We start from the raw sequence: 17,604 nt of genomic DNA, 5'->3' as shown, positions 1-17,604 counted from the left end.
ACCTGCCGGAGCATCAACCTTCGTTGTGCATCTCTAAGCTTTCAAGATCGTTCTGCATCTGAACGGCTTTCGCATCGTCGTTGCGCAGAGAATCAAGATAGTCGAGGTACTGCTGGTCAACGTCTTTGGTCACGTAAATACCGTTGAACACGGAACATTCAAACTGCTGGATTTCCGGGTTCTCGGCACGCACCGCGTCGATGAGATCGTTTAGATCCTGGAAAATCAGGCCGTCGGCACCGATGATCTGGCGAATTTCATCCACTTCACGGCCGTGAGCGATCAGCTCGTTGGCGGTTGGCATATCGATGCCGTACACGTTCGGGAAGCGAATCTCCGGCGCTGCAGAGGCCAGGTAAACTTTCTTCGCACCCGCTTCGCGCGCCATCTCGATAATCTGCTCAGAGGTGGTGCCGCGAACGATGGAGTCATCCACCAGCAGCACGTTCTTGTCGCGGAATTCCGCGCGGTTGGCGTTGAGCTTGCGGCGCACGGACTTACGGCGCAGGTGCTGGCCCGGCATGATAAAGGTGCGGCCAACGTAGCGGTTCTTCACGAAGCCCTGACGGTATGGCTTGTCCAGAATGCGGGCGATCTCCAGCGCGATATCGCAGGAGGTTTCCGGAATAGGAATAACCACATCGATGTCGAGATCGTCCCACTCGCGGGCAATCTTCTCGCCCAGCTTGGTGCCCATGTTGACGCGCGCGCTGTAGACGGAAATCTTGTCGATGAAGGAATCCGGGCGGGCAAAGTAAACGTATTCAAACAGGCACGGGTTGCTGACCGGGTTATCGGCACACTGGCGGGTAAACAGCTGGCCCTTCTCGGTGATATAAACCGCTTCGCCCGGCGCAACGTCGCGCAGGAACTCAAAGCCCAGGGTATCCAGCGCCACGCTCTCAGAGGCAACCATATATTCGGTACGGCCATCGCCAAGGTCGCGCTTGCCGAGCACCAGGGGACGAATGCCGTTTGGATCGCGGAAGGCAACCATGCCGTGACCAATGATCATCGCTACGCAGGCGTACGCGCCGCGGATCTGGCGGTTGGTCGCGGCAATCGCAGCAAAGATGTTGTCTGCTTCCAGCGGGTAGTGACGGAAGTTATCCAGCTCGCTGGCGAACACATTGAGCAGAATTTCAGAATCAGAGGTGGTGTTAATGTGGCGACGTTTCTCTTCGAACAGCTTTTTACGCAGCTCATGCGCGTTGGTCAGGTTGCCGTTATGAGCAAGGGTGATGCCATACGGTGAGTTGACGTAGAAAGGCTGTGCCTCAGAGGCGCTGGAACTGCCAGCAGTAGGATAACGAACGTGACCGATCCCCATATTACCTTGCAGACGCTGCATATGGCGGGCTTCAAACACATCGTTTACCAGGCCATTCGCCTTGCGTAAACGGAAGCAGTTGTTTGCATCAATGGTGATGATACCCGCAGCATCCTGCCCACGGTGCTGAAGCACCGTTAACGCGTCATAAATCGACTGGTTTACCGGCATGAAACCGGCGATACCGACAATACCGCACATTCGTCTTTTCCTCGTTAAGCCACATCTCAGGGTTTATGCCCTGGGCAAAAAACTCGACGAGCTTTGCAGATAGTCAAAGAACCATCTGATGATGAAGCTGAACTCTGGAATGAGCTGCGATTTCTGCCAGTCTTCGCTTTTGGAGAACCCGGTGAAGGTATCCAGGAAGAACAGGATCGCGGCCACAATCAGCACGCCTCGTAACGCCCCGAAACAGATCCCGAGCACCCTGTCCGTTCCTGACAGACCGGTTTTCTCGACCAGCTGACCTATCACGTAATTCACGATAGCGCCGACAATCAGCGTTGCGATAAACAGCACCGCGATGGCAATTCCGTTTCGGACCAGTTCATCTTCAAAGCCCGTGAACCAGACAGACAGGTAAGTGTAGTAATGACTGGCAACAAAGAAAGCACAACCCCAGGTTACCAGCGATAACGCTTCACGAACAAAGCCACGGATCAGGCTAACCAGACAGGAAAAACCAATCACCGCAATGATGGCGTAATCAATCCAGACCATATGTGTCCCACGATTTAACGCCCTGTCATCCAGTTCGGGGCGAATTCTAACAGAAAAAGAAAACGTTTGCGTAGGGATTTCCTTCCCGCGCGTAAATAAAAAAGGCGCTGAAAAAATGTTCAACGCCACGGTCCATTTGACGTCTCTGTGGACGTCTGCTCCCCCTCACCCCGGCCCTCTCCCTCAAGGGAGAGGGAGCAAACCACTCCGAGGTTGGGTAAGATCTTATCAGTTCGCGCTGTAGCCCATCACCACACCGCTCAGGCCGGAGATCTGCTTCAGCTCGCCGAGCGAACCTTTAAGCTTATCTTTGGACGCTTCTGGCCCCACGAGGATACGGGTAATTTTACCCTGCACCGGCGTGGAAGGTGAAGTGTAAACACGATATCCCGCACTGCGCAGTTTGCTCACGACCTCGTTAACTTTGTCGGCGTTTTTCAGCGCGCCGAGCTGCACAACGTACGCTTTTCCGGTCGGTGCAGCGTCTTGTTTTGCCGGCGGTGGGGTTTCTGATGCGGCAGCCAGCTGCTCTGCAGCTTTATCCCGCTGCGGTTTCGGCTGCGGCTTCTCAACCGGCTTCGGTTTTTCAACGGGTTTAGGCTGCTCTACCGGCACCGGATCGATATCGCTGCTGCTCGCTGCCGCCAGACGAGACGGATCGAGCGACGGTGCGGCGGCATCGCCTGCACGCACCTCTTCCGCCGCACCTTCCGGCGGCTGAGCAGGCAGCGCCTGCGTCGCCGCTGGCAGCATATCCGGCTCATCGCGGTCACCCGGTTTCGGCACCAGCGGAATAGCGGCAAACTCGTCCTGATAATGCTTTTTCTGCCCGTCGAGCAGACCCGGGAGAATAATCACCCCGAGCGCGACCAGCACAATGGTTCCTGTTAAACGGTTCTGAAACTTACTCGCCACCGGTTCTCCCCGCGTCCATCACTTCCATGACATGTGCCACCGTGTGGAATGAACCACACACCAGCACGGTATCTTCTGGTTTAGCATCCGCCATCGCGGCATGCCAGGCCTGAGCCACGCTACTATAGATTGCGCCTTTGCCGAGATGTTCCATCAATTGCTCAGCCGTCGCGCCGCGCGGCCCCTCCAGAGGAGCACAATACCAGCTATCGACCACAGTCTCCATGCAGGCCAGCGTCCCGCCGATATCTTTATCATGAAGCATACCGATAACCGCCAGCACGCGCCCGGTTTTTGGTAACGATTTGAGACGTCCCGCGAGATACGCCGCTGCATGCGGGTTATGCGCCACGTCCAGAATCAGGCGCGGTGACTCGCTGACAATCTGGAAACGCCCGGGCAGAATTGCGCTCTGAATGCCGTCACGAATTGCCTGCTCGCTGACCACGAGGCCGCTGGCGCGCAGTGCCGCCAGCGCGGTTGCCGCGTTCGGCTGCGGCACCTGCGGCAGCGGCAGATTGTCCAGCGCGCCCTGGGCATCGCTAAAGCGCCAGCCGTTATCCTGAACCTCATACTGCCAGTCAACGCCGCGGCGCAGCAGACGCGCGCCCTTCTCATTTGCCACGTCAGCAATGGTGTGCGGCATGTCCGGCTCGCCGACCACGGCGGGTTTATTCGCCCGGAAAATACCGGCCTTCTCGCGGCCAATGCTTTCACGATCCGGTCCCAGCCAGTCGATATGGTCCAGCGCGATGCTGGTGACCACCGCCACGTCCGCATCCACCATATTGGTCGCATCAAGACGTCCGCCGAGGCCAACCTCAAGAATCACCACATCCAGCTGCGCCTGTTTGAACAGCCACAGAGCCGACAGGGTGCCGTATTCAAAATAGGTTAATGAGATCTCACCGCGCGCGGCTTCAATTTCCGCGAACGACGCCGTATGCGCCGACTCCGGCAGCTCGCTGTTCTGCACGCGAACCCGCTCGGTGTAGCGGACCAGGTGTGGAGAGCTGTAAACGCCTACCCTGTAACCCGCGGCCATCAGGACAGATTCCAGCGTGCGGCAGGTGGTGCCTTTACCGTTGGTACCCGCGACGGTGAACACGAAAGGTGCCGGTTTGAGCACATCAAGACGCGCGGCGACCTGGCTTACGCGCTCAAGCCCCATATCGATGGTTTTACTGTGCAGGTTTTCCAGATAAGAAAGCCACGCGGCCAGGGGCGACGTGGCTTGGGGAATGCTTTTATTTTCCATAATGCCCGGTTGTCATTAACAGATTAGAAAGCAAAAGGGCAGCGCCAAGCGGCCCTGCCCTTTTCAGTTATCAGGCCTCGGGTTCCTGATCCGGTACCACCACGCCTTCGCGCGGCTCATCCGGGTTCGGCGCTGGCAGATTCATCAGCTTCGCCAGAATGCTCGCCAGCTTCAGGCGCATTTCCGGACGGCGGACGATCATATCGATAGCGCCTTTCTCAATGAGGAACTCACTGCGCTGGAAGCCCGGCGGCAGTTTTTCACGAACGGTTTGCTCGATAACGCGAGGACCCGCAAAGCCGATCAGCGCTTTTGGCTCAGCGATGTTCAGGTCGCCCAGCATCGCGAAGCTCGCGGAGACGCCGCCCATGGTTGGGTCGGTCAGCACGGAGATGTACGGAAGACCGCGCTCCTGCATTTTCGCCAGCGCAGCAGAGGTTTTCGCCATCTGCATCAGCGACATCAGCGCTTCCTGCATACGCGCGCCGCCGGAGGCTGAGAAGCAGATCAGCGGACAGTTGTCTTCCAGCGCCTGCTCAACGGCACGCACGAAGCGCGCACCGACCACGGAGCCCATTGAGCCGCCCATAAAGGAGAACTCAAAGGCAGCGGCGACAACCGGCATCTCATGCAGGGTGCCTTTCATGACGATCAGCGCGTCTTTCTCGCCGGTCTCTTTCTGTGCAGAGGCCAGACGATCTTTGTATTTTTTGGAATCGCGGAACTTCAGCACGTCTTTTGGCTCGAGTTCGCTACCCAGCTCTACCAGAGAGCCTTCGTCCAGCAGGCTATGCAGGCGGTTGCGCGCCGACATACGCATATGGTGGTCACATTTCGGACACACCTCAAGGTTGCGCTCCAGCTCTGCGCGATACAGAACCTGACCGCAGCTATCACACTTCGTCCATACCCCTTCAGGAATGCTCGCTTTGCGCGTTGGGGTAATGTTGCTTTTAATTCGTTCAATCCAGCTCATTGATAACCTTTCTGCCTGAACCTGGTCGTATGCCAGTTTTGCTATAAGAGGCGAATAATGCCATTTTTGCCTCCAACAGACCATGAATGTTGCACATTAAAACATAACAGCCCGAAACTTTGGATAAAAAAGTGGTCGAACCGCCAGTGTGCATTTACTTCGCTTGTTTTGCCGCCGCACGTTTGTGACGAATGATTTCGATAACGCCAGGCAGTACGGAAAGCACAATAATCGCTACAATCAGTAACTTAAGGTTTTCCTGCACCACCGGGAGATCGCCAAACAGATAGCCTGCGTAGGTAAACAGCAGTACCCATAGCAGCGCGCCAACCACGTTGTATGCCGCAAAATGACGATAGGACATATGCCCCATTCCCGCCACAAACGGTGCAAATGTGCGCACAATAGGCACAAAACGCGCAAGGATAATGGTTTTCCCGCCATGGCGTTCATAAAACGCATGGGTTTTATCTAAATAGCTGCGACGGAAAATTTTCGAATCAGGATTGCTGAAAAGCCGCTCACCGAACACCCGTCCAATCGTATAGTTGACCGCATCACCGACAATGGCGGCAATCACCATCAGCACAACCATAAGATGCACGTTCAGATCGTTAGTGGGTAACGCCGATAGCGCCCCGGCAACGAACAGCAGTGAATCCCCTGGCAGGAATGGGGTAACGACCAGACCGGTTTCACAAAACAGAATGAGGAACAGAATGGCGTAAACCCAGACGCCATACTGCGCGACCAGCTCCGCCAGGTGAACATCAATATGCAGAATGAAATCAATCAGAAAACGTATTACGTCCATATTGTCTAAGCCCTAATTGCACCTTTGTTTAGTCCGCTAAAAACAGCGGGCCCATTGGCGGTTTCGGCAGGTCAAATCGATCCGGATAGTCTACTGAGACCAGATACAATCCTTCCGCTTTCGCCGTGGCTGCCGCAAGCGTTCTGTCCTTCGCTGCCAGCAGGTCTGCAATCCAGCTCTCCGGCTGGTGTCCGGCACCCACTTCCATCAGGCTGCCCACAATATTCCTAACCATATGATGTACAAAGGCATTGGCTTTGATATCCACCACCACATACGCGCCAAAACGGCTGACGTTTATGTGCATGACGTTGCGCCACGGCGTGCGGGACTGACACTGCACCGCACGAAACGACGTAAAGTCATTTTCACCAATCAGACACTGCGCCGCTTGATGCATACGTTCTGCATCAAGCGGTTCATAAAAATGCGTGACGCCCTGGCTTAACACCGCCGGACGCAGGCGCTGGTTGTAGATGACATAACGGTAGCGACGCGCCGTGGCGCTGAAGCGCGCGTGAAAATCATCCGGCACAGCTTTTACCCAACGCACCGCAATGTCACCAGGCAAATTCGCATTTACACCCAGCGTCCAGGCGGCATCCTTACGCACGGCGGTGGTTTCAAAGTGCACCACCTGCCCCGTGCCGTGAACTCCCGCGTCCGTACGTCCCGCGCACAGGACGTTAATCGGCTCGTTTGCCACCTGAGAGAGCGCTTTCTCCAGCTTCTCCTGGACGCTGCGCACCTCGTTCTGACGCTGCCAGCCATAATATTTACTGCCATCGTACTCAATTCCGAGAGCAATTCTATGGACCGGCTTTTGTTCCACGTCTGACATCAGTACAGGTACTCCTGCACCAGTTTTTCAGCGATTTTGACCGCCATCAGCGCGCCGCCGAAGCGAACGTTATCGGCAACGGACCAGAACTGAACCTGCTCCGGCATCCCGTAATCGTTACGCACGCAGCCAACGGAAAGATGCGCGCTGCCGGTGGCATCGCCAACCTGCGTCGGAAACTCGCTCTCTTCAGAGAGCACGATGTCTTCACCGCGGCCAAACGCGTCGCGCGCCTCTTCAGCCGCCAGCGGACGGAGGGCTTCAAAGCCGACCATCTGCGCGTGGCCGTAGAAGACCGGAGACTGCACGACGTTCGCGGAAATCATCAGGCCATCGTCCTGCAGAATTTTGCGCACTTCATCGACGATACGACGCTCTTCGCGTACAGACCCTTCGCGGTCCGGCAGCAGCGGCAGCATGTTGAACGCCAGCTGGCGGCCAAAGAAATCATCTTCGTCAATCGGGATACCGTTCAGCAGCTTCGCGCTCTGCCCGGCCAGGGCGTCAACGGCCTTTTTGCCGTTCGCAGACGCGGACAGCAGGCTGGTGACGGTAATGCGCGACAGGCCGCCGTCGTCGATCAGCGGTTTCAGCGCGGTCAGCAGCTGGCTGGTGAGGCTGTTCGGAACCGCAATGACGTTACGGTTGCGGTAGTCAGCCAGCACAAACGGGTTCACGTCCGGCACCACCAGCGGCACATCCGGCTCCATTGAGAACAGACCGCTCAGGTCGATCACCAGGCAGCCAGCGTTGGTCGCCTCTTCAACGTACGCAGCCGTCGCTTCAGCCCCCGCGGCGAAAAACGCCAGCTGCGCCTGCGTCCAGTCGAACGCGGCCGCGTCCTGGACCATGACGGATTTACCGTTAAAACGCAGATGCTCACCTGCGCTGTCGGTACGGGCCAGCGCATAGATATCGCCCACCGGGAACTGACGCTCAGCAAGGGTTTCGAGCAGGGCTTCGCCCACGGCACCCGTGGCACCTAAAATGGCAATGTTCCAGCCTTCAGACATGGTGGTTTACTCCAGAAATAAAAAAGCGTCCCTGTCGGAGTATCCGACAGGGAGCATTAAGAAGACATTAATGCGCCGGGTGATGAACGGCGTTAAATCCCAGCTTATGCAGCAGCGTCGCCGCCGACGCGTCGTCGCATATTACATACAGGGAAGACCACTCGCGGCGCTCAACGTAGTTCTTGCGCAGCTTATCAAACTCACCCGGGATCCCCGCCACTTTACGCAGCAGCGCATCATCGCGGCGCACATCATACACCAAATGCACCAGCCTTTTCAGCGTTGCCTGATCGAGCGGACCGTGCAGGGTAATGCGGCCAAATTCAGGCGCGGGGAGTAAGGTATCCAGCGCCACCTGCTGCGGATGGCCGATAAAAGCGCTGTAGGCTTCGAAGACCTGCGTCGTGCCGCGCGCTTTCCCCTCGAGGGTATAACCGGCGATATGCGCCGTGCCCACATCTACCTTGTTAAGCAGTTCAACGTCGAGATCCGGCTCCGGCTCCCAGACGTCCAGCACCACGCTGAGGTCTTGTCCTTCGTTCAGGCATGTCAGCAGCGCGGCGTTATCTACCACCGGACCACGGCAGGCATTTATCAGAATAGTGCCAGCCTTCAGACGACGGATCAGCGCCTCGTCAGCAAGATGCAGCGACTTATACGGCCCCTCTTTAAACAGCGGCGTGTGGAACGTCAGCACGTCACACTGTTCAACCAGCTCATCCAGCGAGCGGAAATCCCCGTCATCGCCGTTATCTTTACGCGGCGGATCGCACAGCAGCGTGCGGATCCCTAACGCTTCAAGGCGCTTTTGCAGGCGCCCGCCGACGTTACCCACGCCGACAATCCCCACGGTGCGGTCCTTCAGCGCAAACCCGTCGCGCTCGGCCAGCATCAGCAGGGAGGAGAAAACGTATTCCACAACGGCGATGGCGTTACAGCCCGGCGCGGCGGAAAAACCGATTCCGGCCTGCTTCAGCCATTTATCATCCACATGATCGGTCCCTGCCGTTGCGGTTCCGACAAACTTAATCGCTTTACCGGCGAGCAACGCCTCATTTACTTTGGTCACCGAGCGCACCATCAGCGCGTCTGCGTCATCCAGTTCGTTGACCGGGATCGGGCGACCAGGGACAGCCTTAACGTTACCCAGGCGGCTAAAAAGCTCACGGGCGTAAGGCATATTTTCATCAACGAGGATTTTCACGTCTGAGTACCTGTTTGAGAGGAAGAAAACCTGCCAAGTGTGCCATAATCTGGCCGCCAGGCATATATGTATGCCTGGTTTACGCTGAGTTTTGACTTTAAGGATTTTTGACGATGCAGCCCATTTCAGGTACGCCGCCACGCCCTCCGGGTGAAGGCCCCGTCACGCCAAACGTTGCCGGTGAACAACCGCTATCCACGCAACAGCGCACCGTGCTGGAGCGACTGATCACGCGCCTGATTGCGCTGACTTCACAGCAAAACGCGGAAGTCTGGGCCGGGGTAAAGCATGATTTAGGCGTGAGGAACGACGCACCGCTGCAGTCGCGCCATTTCCCTGCGGCCGAGCAAAACCTGAACCAGCGTATTAATACCGCGCAGCAGAACCACACCACGCGCCAGATTGTCGCTCAGCTGACCGAGCTGCTGGGCCAGGGCAATAACCGGCAGGCGGTGAGCGATTTTATTCGCCAGCAGTATGGTCAGACCGCGCTGGGCCAGCTGACGCCCGACCAGCTCAAAACCGTGCTGACCCTGCTGCAGAACAACGAGCTGTCTATCCCGCAACCTCAGGTGCGCCCGGCGACCGAGCGTCCGCTGCTGCCTGCCGAGCACAACACGCTCAAGCAGATGGTGACGAAGCTGGCTGCGGCCACCGGCGAACCGACGAAGCTTATCTGGCAATCCATGCTAGAGCTGTCCGGCGTGAAGGCGGGTGAGCTGATCCCGGCCAAACAGTTTACGCATCTGGTGACCTGGCTCCAGGCGCGCCAGACGCTCAGCACCCAGAATGCCCCAACCCTGCATACCGTCCAGGCGGCACTAAAGCAGCCGCTTGAGCCGCACGAGTTTGAAGTCATTCGGGATTACGCCCAGCAAAACTGGCAGGCCACGCCGCAAACGGTTCTGACCACCGCGCAGGTGCAGGATCTGCTCAATCAAATCTTCGTTCGCCGCGCCGAGCGCGAGGGCGGCGTGCCGGAGGTGAGAAACATTCAGCCGATCTACAGCCCGCTGTTTGCGCCGGTCGTCGAGACGTTCAGAACGCTCTCTGCGCGTCCGGGATTGATGTTTATTGCGTTACTGATTGCGCTGGCGATTTTCTGGCTGGTTGCTTAACACTGCCGGGTGGCGGCTTCACCTTACCCGGCCTACGGCTAGTGCGATTGTAGGCCCGGTAAGCGAAGCGCCACCGGGCAAAAACTACGATCTGCGAAACGCCACCAGCGTCACCACGATCCCAACCACTGCAGAAACCGCACCGGCCAGAAAGACGGACGGATAACCAAACGAGGTGGCTAACACCCCGGCCAGCGGCCCGGTTACCCCGTATGAGATATCCTGAAAGGCCGCATAGCCGCCCAGCGCCGTACCGCGCACCTGTGGGGCCACGCGCTTCACCACTTCAACGCCCAGGGCCGGGAAGATCAGTGAACAGCCGCACCCGGTCAGCGCCGCACCAAGCAGCGCAACGGAGGCCACGGGTGCATTCCACAGCAGCAGCAGACCGATGGTTTCAATCACCAGCGACGCCACCGCTACCTTCACGCCGCCAAAGCGATCCGGCATCCAGCCGAAGAAAACGCGCATCAGCACAAACGCGCCGCCAAACGCGGTGAGCGTAAAACCGGCCATCGCCCAGCCGCGGCTCATAAAATAGAGCGAGACGAAGGTACCAATCACCGCAAAACCCACGCCCTGCAGCGCCAGGCCAAGACCCGGCTGCCAGATTTGGCCAACCACGCTCCACAGGGAAGGACGCTCGCCTTTGTGCGCGGGCACTTTACGCACCGAGCCGTTAAACGCCCACGCCAGCAGGGGTAAAGCCATGGTGGTGGCAGCCAGCGTCGCAAACCCAAACTGGCTATTGATCAGCAGCCCAAGCGGTGCGCCTGCGGCCAGCGCGCCATAGATGGCCATACCGTTCCAGGACATCACCTTGCCGGAGCGTGCCGGCCCCACCAGCCCCATTCCCCAGGTCAGGGTGCCGGTCAGCAGCTGGCTTTCACCGAATCCAAGGATTAAACGGCCCAGCACCAGCAGCGCGAATTTATACGCGGCGTCTACCGGCAGCAGAGCAGCCAGCAGCCATGCGCCGCCCGCCAGCCCACAGGCAAACATCCCCTGTAGCGCCGAGCGTTTTGCACCGTGTTGATCCGCCAGCCGTCCGGCGTAACCGCGGGTCAATACCGTGGCTAAAAACTGAATGCCCACGGCAATGCCGACCATGGTGTTGCCATAGCCCAGCTCCTGATGAACGAACAGCGGAATCACCGGCAGCGGCAGGCCGACGGTCATATAGGTCAGAAATACCGCGAAAGCGATACGGAACAGCGAGACGTTCGCTGAAGGGGTTGTTTCTGTTTGAGTTACTGCAGTCATGCTTTACTCCGAAATGAAGAGTAAGGCGAGGAAATGCCACGCCCCCTCTACCTGATTATCAGGATTAAGGTGCGTTGGTTGACGTTAAACGCTTACGCATTATCGTGAGGATAATGTTGAGGGGTGAAGTTTGCCTGTGAGATCAGCCGCTTGTCAATGCATAAAAAAAGGGAGCCTTATGGCTCCCTTCCGGAATCAAACGTAAAACTTATGCTTTCAGCTTACGCATAACCAGCGTGGCGTTGGTGCCACCGAAGCCGAAGCTGTTTGACATGACGGTGGTCAGCGTCGCTTCCGTTGGTTTGGTCACGATGTTCAGGCCAGCAGCCTGCTCGTCCATCTCATCGATGTTGATGCTTGGCGCGATAAAGCCGTTTTCCAGCATCAGCAGAGAGTAGATCGCTTCCTGCACGCCAGCCGCACCCAGAGAGTGACCGGTCATGGCTTTGGTCGCAGAGATTGCCGGGCTGTTGTCGCCGAAGACTTCACGGATCGCACCCAGCTCTTTCACGTCGCCTACCGGAGTAGAGGTACCGTGGGAGTTCAGGTAGTCGATTGGGGTGTCAACGCCGTGCATCGCCATCTTCATGCAGCGCACCGCGCCTTCGCCGGATGGCGCAACCATGTCGGCGCCGTCAGACGTTGCACCGTAGCCCACGATTTCAGCGTAGATGTGCGCGCCACGTGCCAGGGCATGCTCCAGCTCTTCAACCACAACCATACCGCCGCCGCCCGCGATAACGAAACCGTCACGGTGTGCATCATAGGTACGGGAGGCTTTATCCGGGGTTTCATTGTACTTGGTGGACAGTGCGCCCATCGCGTCGAATTCACAGGCCATTTCCCAGCCCAGCTCTTCGCCGCCGCCAGCAAATACGATGTCCTGTTTACCCAGTTGGATCTGCTCAACAGCATTACCGATGCAGTGCGCGGAAGTCGCACACGCGGAGCTGATGGAGTAGTTCACACCGTGGATTTTGAATGGGGTCGCCAGGCACGCGGAAACCGCAGAACCCATGGCTTTGGTGACCACGTACGGACCTACTGCTTTCAGACCACGCGGGCTACGCATTGCGTCAGCGCCGAATACCTGCGCTTTTGATGAGCCGCCAGAACCGGCGATCAGACCCACGCGCGGGTTGTTCTGATAAACCTCTTCGCTCAGGCCGGAATCTTTGATCGCTTCCTGCATGGAGAGATAAGCATAAATAGAGGCATCGTTCATGAAACGAACCACTTTGCGGTCAATCAAACCGGTGGTGTCCAGTTTGACGTTACCCCATACGTGGCTACGCATACCTGAATCTTTAAACTCTTCAGAGAAAGTGATCCCGGAGCGTCCTTCACGCAGAGATGCCAGGACTTCCTGCTGGTTATTACCGATGCTGGAAACAATGCCCAGGCCAGTAATCACTGCACGTTTCATTCAATACCTCTGTAAGTCGCACTATAGTAAGTTTCGAGTCGCACAATAGCGTACACTTGTACGCCGAACAAGTCCGATCAGACATTTTCTGCGGAAATTTGCACCGATGGACTCACATCGTTAAGATCGTGCCACTGCCTGTCAGACGAGTAACTTACGTGAAACAAAACGCTATACAACCCGCCAACCTCAAATTCAACGCTGAGGGTACACCTGTTTCCCGAGATTTTGATGACGTCTATTTTTCTAATGATAACGGACTCGAAGAAACTCGCTATGTTTTCCTCGACGGAAACCAGCTCAGCACCCGCTTCCCGGAGCATCCGCGGAGCCTGTTTGTGGTCGCGGAAAGCGGATTCGGCACCGGGCTCAATTTTCTGACCCTTTGGCAGGCGTTTGACCAGTTTCACGCTGCCCAACCTGAGGCTACGCTACAAAGATTACATTTCATCAGTTTTGAAAAATTCCCGCTCACCGCGCACGATCTGCGGCTCGCTCATCAGCGCTGGCCAGAGCTTGCAGCCTGGGCGGAGCAGCTTCAGGCGCAGTGGCCACCCCACATTGGCGGCTGCCACCGTCTGATTCTGGACGGCGGACGCGTGACGCTGGATTTATGGCTTGGCGACATCAATGACCTGACCGATACGCTCGATGACTCGATGAATCAGACGGTGGACGCGTGGTTCCTTGACGGCTTTGCCCCCGCCAAAAACCCGGACATGTGGAGCCAGCATCTGTTTAGCGCGATGGCGCGGCTGGCACGCCCGGGCGCAACGCTTGCCACCTTCACCTCGGCAGGCTTTGTCCGCCGCGGGCTGCAGGAGGCGGGCTTTACAATGCAGAAAACCAAAGGTTTTGGCCGCAAGCGCGACATGCTGGTCGGCAGAATGGAGCAGACGCTGGACATCCCCGCAAGTGCCCCCTGGTTTGCACGCAGCGCCAGCGCATCCCGTGAGGTGGCGATAGTCGGCGGGGGGATCGCCAGCGCTCTGCTGTCTCTCGCGCTTCTCCACCGCGGCTGGCAGGTCACGGTCTACTGTGCTGACGACGCGCCAGCAAGCGGCGCGTCCGGCAACCGCCAGGGGGCGCTCTATCCGCTTTTAAGCGCGCACGACCCGGCCCTGTTCCGGTTTTTCCCGGCGGCGTTTACCTTCGCCCGTCGCCTGTACGACGCCCTGCCGGTGGCGTTCGATCATGACTGGTGCGGCGTGACGCAGCTCGGCTGGGATGAAAAGAGCCAGCAAAAAATCACGCAGATGCTGTCACTGGGCCTGCCTGACGAGATTGCACGCGCGGTAAGTGCGCAAGAGGTGGCAGACACCGCTGGCGTGGAAACCGGGTGTGGGGGCATTCAGTATCCGCTCGGCGGCTGGCTGTGCCCGGCTGAACTGACCGCGGCGGTCATTGCCCTGGCGCAGTCGCGCGGGCTGACGGCGCATTATGCTCACAAGGTTGAATCGTTGAGCCGGACAGAACGCTGGAATCTGCGTTTTGCTGATGGCAAAGAGGCGAGCCATGCCAGCGTTGTGCTGGCAAACGGACATAACATCAGCCAGTTTATCCAGACAGAGACGTTGCCGGTTTATCCGGTCGGCGGCCAGGTAAGCCATATTCCTTCCGCGCCCGAACTGAGCAAACTGCGTCAGGTGCTGTGCTATGACGGCTATCTGACGCCGCAAAATCCGTCTAACGGCCACCACTGCATCGGGGCCAGCTATCATCGTGGCGAAACGGATATGCGCTACAGCGACGCGGATCAGGCCCAGAACCGCCAGCGCCTGATTGACTGTTTCCCGGATGCGGCGTGGGCGAGAGAGGTTGACGTCAGCGAGGGTGACGCGCGCTGCGGCGTGCGCTGCGCCACCCGCGATCATCTGCCGATGGTGGGAAATGTGCCGGACTACGACGCGACGCTTGAGGCCTATCAGGATCTTGCTGATAACCGGGATAACGCGGTAAGCGCGCCGGTTTATCCGGAGCTGTTTATGCTGGGTGGATTAGGATCTCGCGGGCTCTGTTCCGCACCGCTACTGGCAGAAGTGTTAGCCGCGCAAATGAGCGACGAGCCGATTCCGCTGGACAGGGTTACGCTTGCGGGGCTGAATCCGAATCGATTGTGGGTACGGAAACTGCTGAAGGGGAAGAAGGTTAAGTAAGGTGCGGTCTGGTGCCCTCACCCTAACCCTCTCCCACAGGGAGAGGGGATATTCACAGGCCCGGTAAGCGCAGCGCCACCGGGTGAAATACGATGACTTAGCGTTTAGCCTGCTGGAACAAAGTGTCCCACATGCCCAGCACCAGAGACTGATCGCGCGGCGAGAGCTCCCCGGCCAGAATGGCTTTTTCCAGGCTGCGAGTGACTTCAGCGTGAACGGCGTCGGCAGAGTGATCGTCCCCCGCTTCCAGCTCGGCTACCGCGAGCGTCAGGTGACCACGCAGATAACCGCTGGCGAACAGCTCATCATCACTGGCGTGTTCCACCATGTCATCAATTAACGCCAGAATGCGTGATTCAAATTCTGCGATCATCTTCTTTCCTCTGTTAAAGATCTTCCGGCCAAGGGAAGCATTCCGCCGTGATAACCGGCGTGTGGTAATAATTCTGTAAGGCCTCGATCAGGCGTGCCGGACGTTCCGGGATGCCTTTCTCAAGATATTCCATCACCTGCGCGTGAACGCGGCGCTGGAAGACGATACGGTCTGGCTCGAAGTCGCCTTCGAGGTTGTCACAGCTGACGTTGAACGGGAAACCCGCCGCGACGCAGAATAGCCATTCCAGCGCCTGCGGCTTCACTTCCACATCTTCAAACTGGCCCTGAGTGGCGGCATCACGTCCATCGGGGCAGTACCAGTAACCGAAGTCCACCAGCTCGCGCCGCGCTTTCCCCGCAATGCACCAGTGCGAAATCTCGTGCAAGCCGCTGGCATAAAAGCCGTGGGCAAAGACGATGCGGTTATACGGAACCTCCGCATCAGCAGGAAGATAGATCGGTTCGTCGTCGCCTTTAATCAGACGGGTATTAAAATCGTCAGCAAAACAGCCGTCGAAAATCTCAATCAGCTGTTCGTATTTATGCGTACTGTTCATTAGTGCATCCCCAACCAGGTGAGGATCTCCTGTCCATGGCTGTCATAAAGAAGTTTGGCGCTCATTACGGCCGAGACGATGACGATCATCGGGCGAATAAGTTTTTGTCCTTTGCTTAATACCAGACGCGAGCCCGCGCGCGCGCCCAGGAACTGCCCTGCCATCATCACAAATCCGGTTGCCCAGATAACCTTGCCGCCGATGATAAACAGCAGCAGGCCGCCGACGTTTGAGGTCGCGTTGAGCACTTTGGCATGGGCGGTGGATTTGGCGAGGTTAAACCCGGCCAGCGTCACGAACGCCAGCGCATAAAATGAACCCGCCCCCGGCCCGAAGAAACCGTCGTAAAAACCCACGCTGCCCCCGGCAATCAGGGCAAACGGCAGGCCGTACAGGCGACGCTGGCGGTCTTCTTCACCGAGCTTTGGCATCAGCAGGAAGTAAAGCCCGATGCAGATGACCAGAATCGGCAGGATCTGGCGCAAAATATCGGACTGCACGTGCTGAACCAGCAGCGCGCCCGACGTGGAGCCGATAAAGGTCATCAGGATATTGAGCTTCTGATCGGCAAGGCTCACCACCTTGCGGCGGATAAAATAGAGCGACGCCGAGAGCGAACCGCCGCAGGCCTGCAGCTTGTTGGTGGCAAGGGCCTGCGCCGGGCTCATGCCCGCCGCCAGCAGCGCGGGCACGGTTAACAACCCGCCGCCGCCCGCGAGCGCGTCGATAAAACCAGCCAGCATGGCCACAAAGAACAACACCACCAGCAGCAGCGGCGACACCATAAACAGATCGACGAAATTATCCATTAAAGTACATGCTCATCCAGTAGCGCCTGGCAGGAAGGCGGCAACGGAGGCGGTGTCTTCTTCTCAGGCTTAGAGGTTCCAGGTTTTGCCGGCTCAAACCAGCTTTGCAGTTCCGCACCGCAGCCATCGCCTGGCGGTGGTAGCGGCTGATCTTCACATTCCAGGCTATTCGCCGGGCAGCGCAGACGAACGTGCATGTGCGCACGATGCTGGAACCACGGGCGCACTTTGCGCAGCCAGTCGCGATCGGTTCCTGCATCCAGGCAGAGCTGCTGCTTGATGGCCGGGTTAACGAAAATCCGCGTGACGTCGTTATCTTCTGCCGCCAGCTTGATCATGCTGGATACATCCCGCGTCCACAGGGACGGCACAACGCGCTTACCGTCGCTCGCCACCAGATCCAGCGCCTGCGGTTTCAGCAGTTGGGCGGAGGTCCAGCGCGTTTTCGGCAGCTGCAGGAAGATATCGACATCCAGTCCGGTCTGGTGGCTGGCGTGTCCACCGTTAAAGCGACCGCCGGCAGGCATCCCCATATCGCCAATCAGCATCGTGCCCAGCCCAAGGTTATGCACCTGGTTTCCCAGACGCTGGATGAACAGCACCAGGTCCGGGTGGCCGAAATAACGCCGCTGATCGGTGCGCATCACCTGATAGGTATCAGACTGGAGAGGAAGCTCCTGGGCACCGACGATACAGCCGTTGGAAAAGGCGCCAATGGACTGCGCGCTCCCCGCCACAGGGTGGGTGATTTTTTGCCATGGCGTCGCGGCCAGACTGGCTCCACTGGCAAGCAGCGCCAGCAGAGCAATTGCGGTTTTTTTCATGT

The 17,604-nt window shown here is 57.9% G+C and carries 17 protein-coding genes; 2 read left to right on the top strand and 15 right to left on the bottom strand.

The genetic code is table 11. The features are described 5' to 3' along the window. Nucleotides 1–13: 13 nt before the first annotated feature. From purF to pdxB, 9 genes are all read right to left on the bottom strand, one after another. The gene (gene purF / locus QMN93_RS04935; RefSeq protein ID WP_024908947.1) at nt 14–1,531 is read right to left on the bottom strand and encodes an amidophosphoribosyltransferase; all 1,518 of its coding nucleotides are present in this window, start codon (nt 1,529–1,531) and stop codon (nt 14–16) included. A 33-nt stretch (nt 1,532–1,564) separates the two neighbouring features. Then, complete coding sequence (gene cvpA / locus QMN93_RS04930) at nt 1,565–2,053, bottom strand: colicin V production protein (protein ID WP_000262116.1); 489 nt, start codon at nt 2,051–2,053, stop codon at nt 1,565–1,567. Nucleotides 2,054–2,281: 228 nt separating this feature from the next. Continuing rightward, entirely contained in the window at nt 2,282–2,968 is a 687-nt protein-coding gene (gene dedD, locus QMN93_RS04925) for a cell division protein DedD (RefSeq protein ID WP_039263233.1), read from the bottom strand. Then, nucleotides 2,958–4,226, bottom strand: coding sequence for a bifunctional tetrahydrofolate synthase/dihydrofolate synthase (gene folC, locus QMN93_RS04920; RefSeq protein WP_182383842.1), 1,269 nt, complete (start codon nt 4,224–4,226; stop codon nt 2,958–2,960). Before folC ends, dedD begins: the two co-directional genes overlap by 11 nt. Nucleotides 4,227–4,296: 70 nt before the next feature. Continuing rightward, nucleotides 4,297–5,202, bottom strand: coding sequence for an acetyl-CoA carboxylase, carboxyltransferase subunit beta (gene accD, locus QMN93_RS04915; protein ID WP_003861408.1), 906 nt, complete (start codon nt 5,200–5,202; stop codon nt 4,297–4,299). Nucleotides 5,203–5,356: 154 nt separating this feature from the next. Continuing rightward, nucleotides 5,357–6,016 carry a DedA family protein gene (locus tag QMN93_RS04910; RefSeq protein WP_039263236.1) on the bottom strand — a complete coding sequence of 220 codons (660 nt, stop codon included), beginning with the start codon at nt 6,014–6,016 and terminating at the stop codon, nt 5,357–5,359. A gap of 28 nt (nt 6,017–6,044) precedes the next feature. Then, complete coding sequence (gene truA, locus QMN93_RS04905) at nt 6,045–6,857, bottom strand: tRNA pseudouridine(38-40) synthase TruA (RefSeq protein ID WP_193139776.1); 813 nt, start codon at nt 6,855–6,857, stop codon at nt 6,045–6,047. After that, complete coding sequence (locus QMN93_RS04900) at nt 6,857–7,870, bottom strand: aspartate-semialdehyde dehydrogenase (protein WP_039263237.1); 1,014 nt, start codon at nt 7,868–7,870, stop codon at nt 6,857–6,859. The genes truA and QMN93_RS04900 overlap by 1 nt, the downstream gene beginning before the upstream one ends. Before the next feature lie 67 nt (nt 7,871–7,937). Continuing rightward, nucleotides 7,938–9,074 carry a 4-phosphoerythronate dehydrogenase PdxB gene (pdxB, locus tag QMN93_RS04895; protein ID WP_182383843.1) on the bottom strand — a complete coding sequence of 379 codons (1,137 nt, stop codon included), beginning with the start codon at nt 9,072–9,074 and terminating at the stop codon, nt 7,938–7,940. 113 nt (nt 9,075–9,187) lie between these two features. Between pdxB and flk the strand changes: the two genes are divergently transcribed. Then, complete coding sequence (gene flk / locus QMN93_RS04890) at nt 9,188–10,192, top strand: flagella biosynthesis regulator Flk (protein WP_029740201.1); 1,005 nt, start codon at nt 9,188–9,190, stop codon at nt 10,190–10,192. An 84-nt stretch (nt 10,193–10,276) separates the two neighbouring features. On the opposite strand, the gene QMN93_RS04885 is transcribed toward flk, so the two are convergent. Together QMN93_RS04885 and fabB are read right to left on the bottom strand one after the other, a co-directional pair. Next, nucleotides 10,277–11,455 (bottom strand): MFS transporter, encoded by a 1,179-nt coding sequence (locus QMN93_RS04885; RefSeq protein WP_064672898.1) that lies wholly within the window; start codon nt 11,453–11,455, stop codon nt 10,277–10,279. Between the two features lie 208 nt (nt 11,456–11,663). Then, nucleotides 11,664–12,881, bottom strand: coding sequence for a beta-ketoacyl-ACP synthase I (gene fabB / locus QMN93_RS04880; RefSeq protein WP_023336433.1), 1,218 nt, complete (start codon nt 12,879–12,881; stop codon nt 11,664–11,666). Between the two features lie 158 nt (nt 12,882–13,039). On the opposite strand from fabB, the gene mnmC reads away from it, so the two are divergent. Then, on the top strand, nt 13,040–15,037 hold the full coding sequence (gene mnmC, locus QMN93_RS04875; protein WP_182383844.1) for a bifunctional tRNA (5-methylaminomethyl-2-thiouridine)(34)-methyltransferase MnmD/FAD-dependent 5-carboxymethylaminomethyl-2-thiouridine(34) oxidoreductase MnmC: 1,998 nt from the start codon (nt 13,040–13,042) through the stop codon (nt 15,035–15,037). Between the two features lie 97 nt (nt 15,038–15,134). Here mnmC and QMN93_RS04870 read toward each other — a convergent pair whose 3' ends face one another. Genes QMN93_RS04870 through mepA form a run of 4 tightly spaced genes read right to left on the bottom strand, consistent with a single transcriptional unit; the run spans nt 15,135 to nt 17,602 of the window. Next, complete coding sequence (locus QMN93_RS04870) at nt 15,135–15,410, bottom strand: YfcL family protein (RefSeq protein ID WP_033146100.1); 276 nt, start codon at nt 15,408–15,410, stop codon at nt 15,135–15,137. A 13-nt stretch (nt 15,411–15,423) separates the two neighbouring features. Then, nucleotides 15,424–15,969, bottom strand: a complete 546-nt coding sequence (locus tag QMN93_RS04865; RefSeq protein WP_033146101.1) for an elongation factor P hydroxylase — start codon at nt 15,967–15,969, stop codon at nt 15,424–15,426. Continuing rightward, nucleotides 15,969–16,778, bottom strand: coding sequence for a sulfite exporter TauE/SafE family protein (locus QMN93_RS04860; RefSeq protein ID WP_038417370.1), 810 nt, complete (start codon nt 16,776–16,778; stop codon nt 15,969–15,971). Before QMN93_RS04860 ends, QMN93_RS04865 begins: the two co-directional genes overlap by 1 nt. Next, nucleotides 16,778–17,602 (bottom strand): penicillin-insensitive murein endopeptidase, encoded by an 825-nt coding sequence (gene mepA, locus QMN93_RS04855; RefSeq protein WP_024908935.1) that lies wholly within the window; start codon nt 17,600–17,602, stop codon nt 16,778–16,780. The genes QMN93_RS04860 and mepA overlap by 1 nt, the downstream gene beginning before the upstream one ends. Between the last annotated feature and the right edge of the window lie 2 nt (nt 17,603–17,604).

This window comes from Enterobacter sp. R-1.6.2 (assembly GCF_035064085.1).
Classification (GTDB): Bacteria; Pseudomonadota; Gammaproteobacteria; order Enterobacterales; family Enterobacteriaceae; genus Enterobacter; species Enterobacter asburiae_B.
This window is presented reverse-complemented; position numbering and strand designations above follow the sequence as displayed.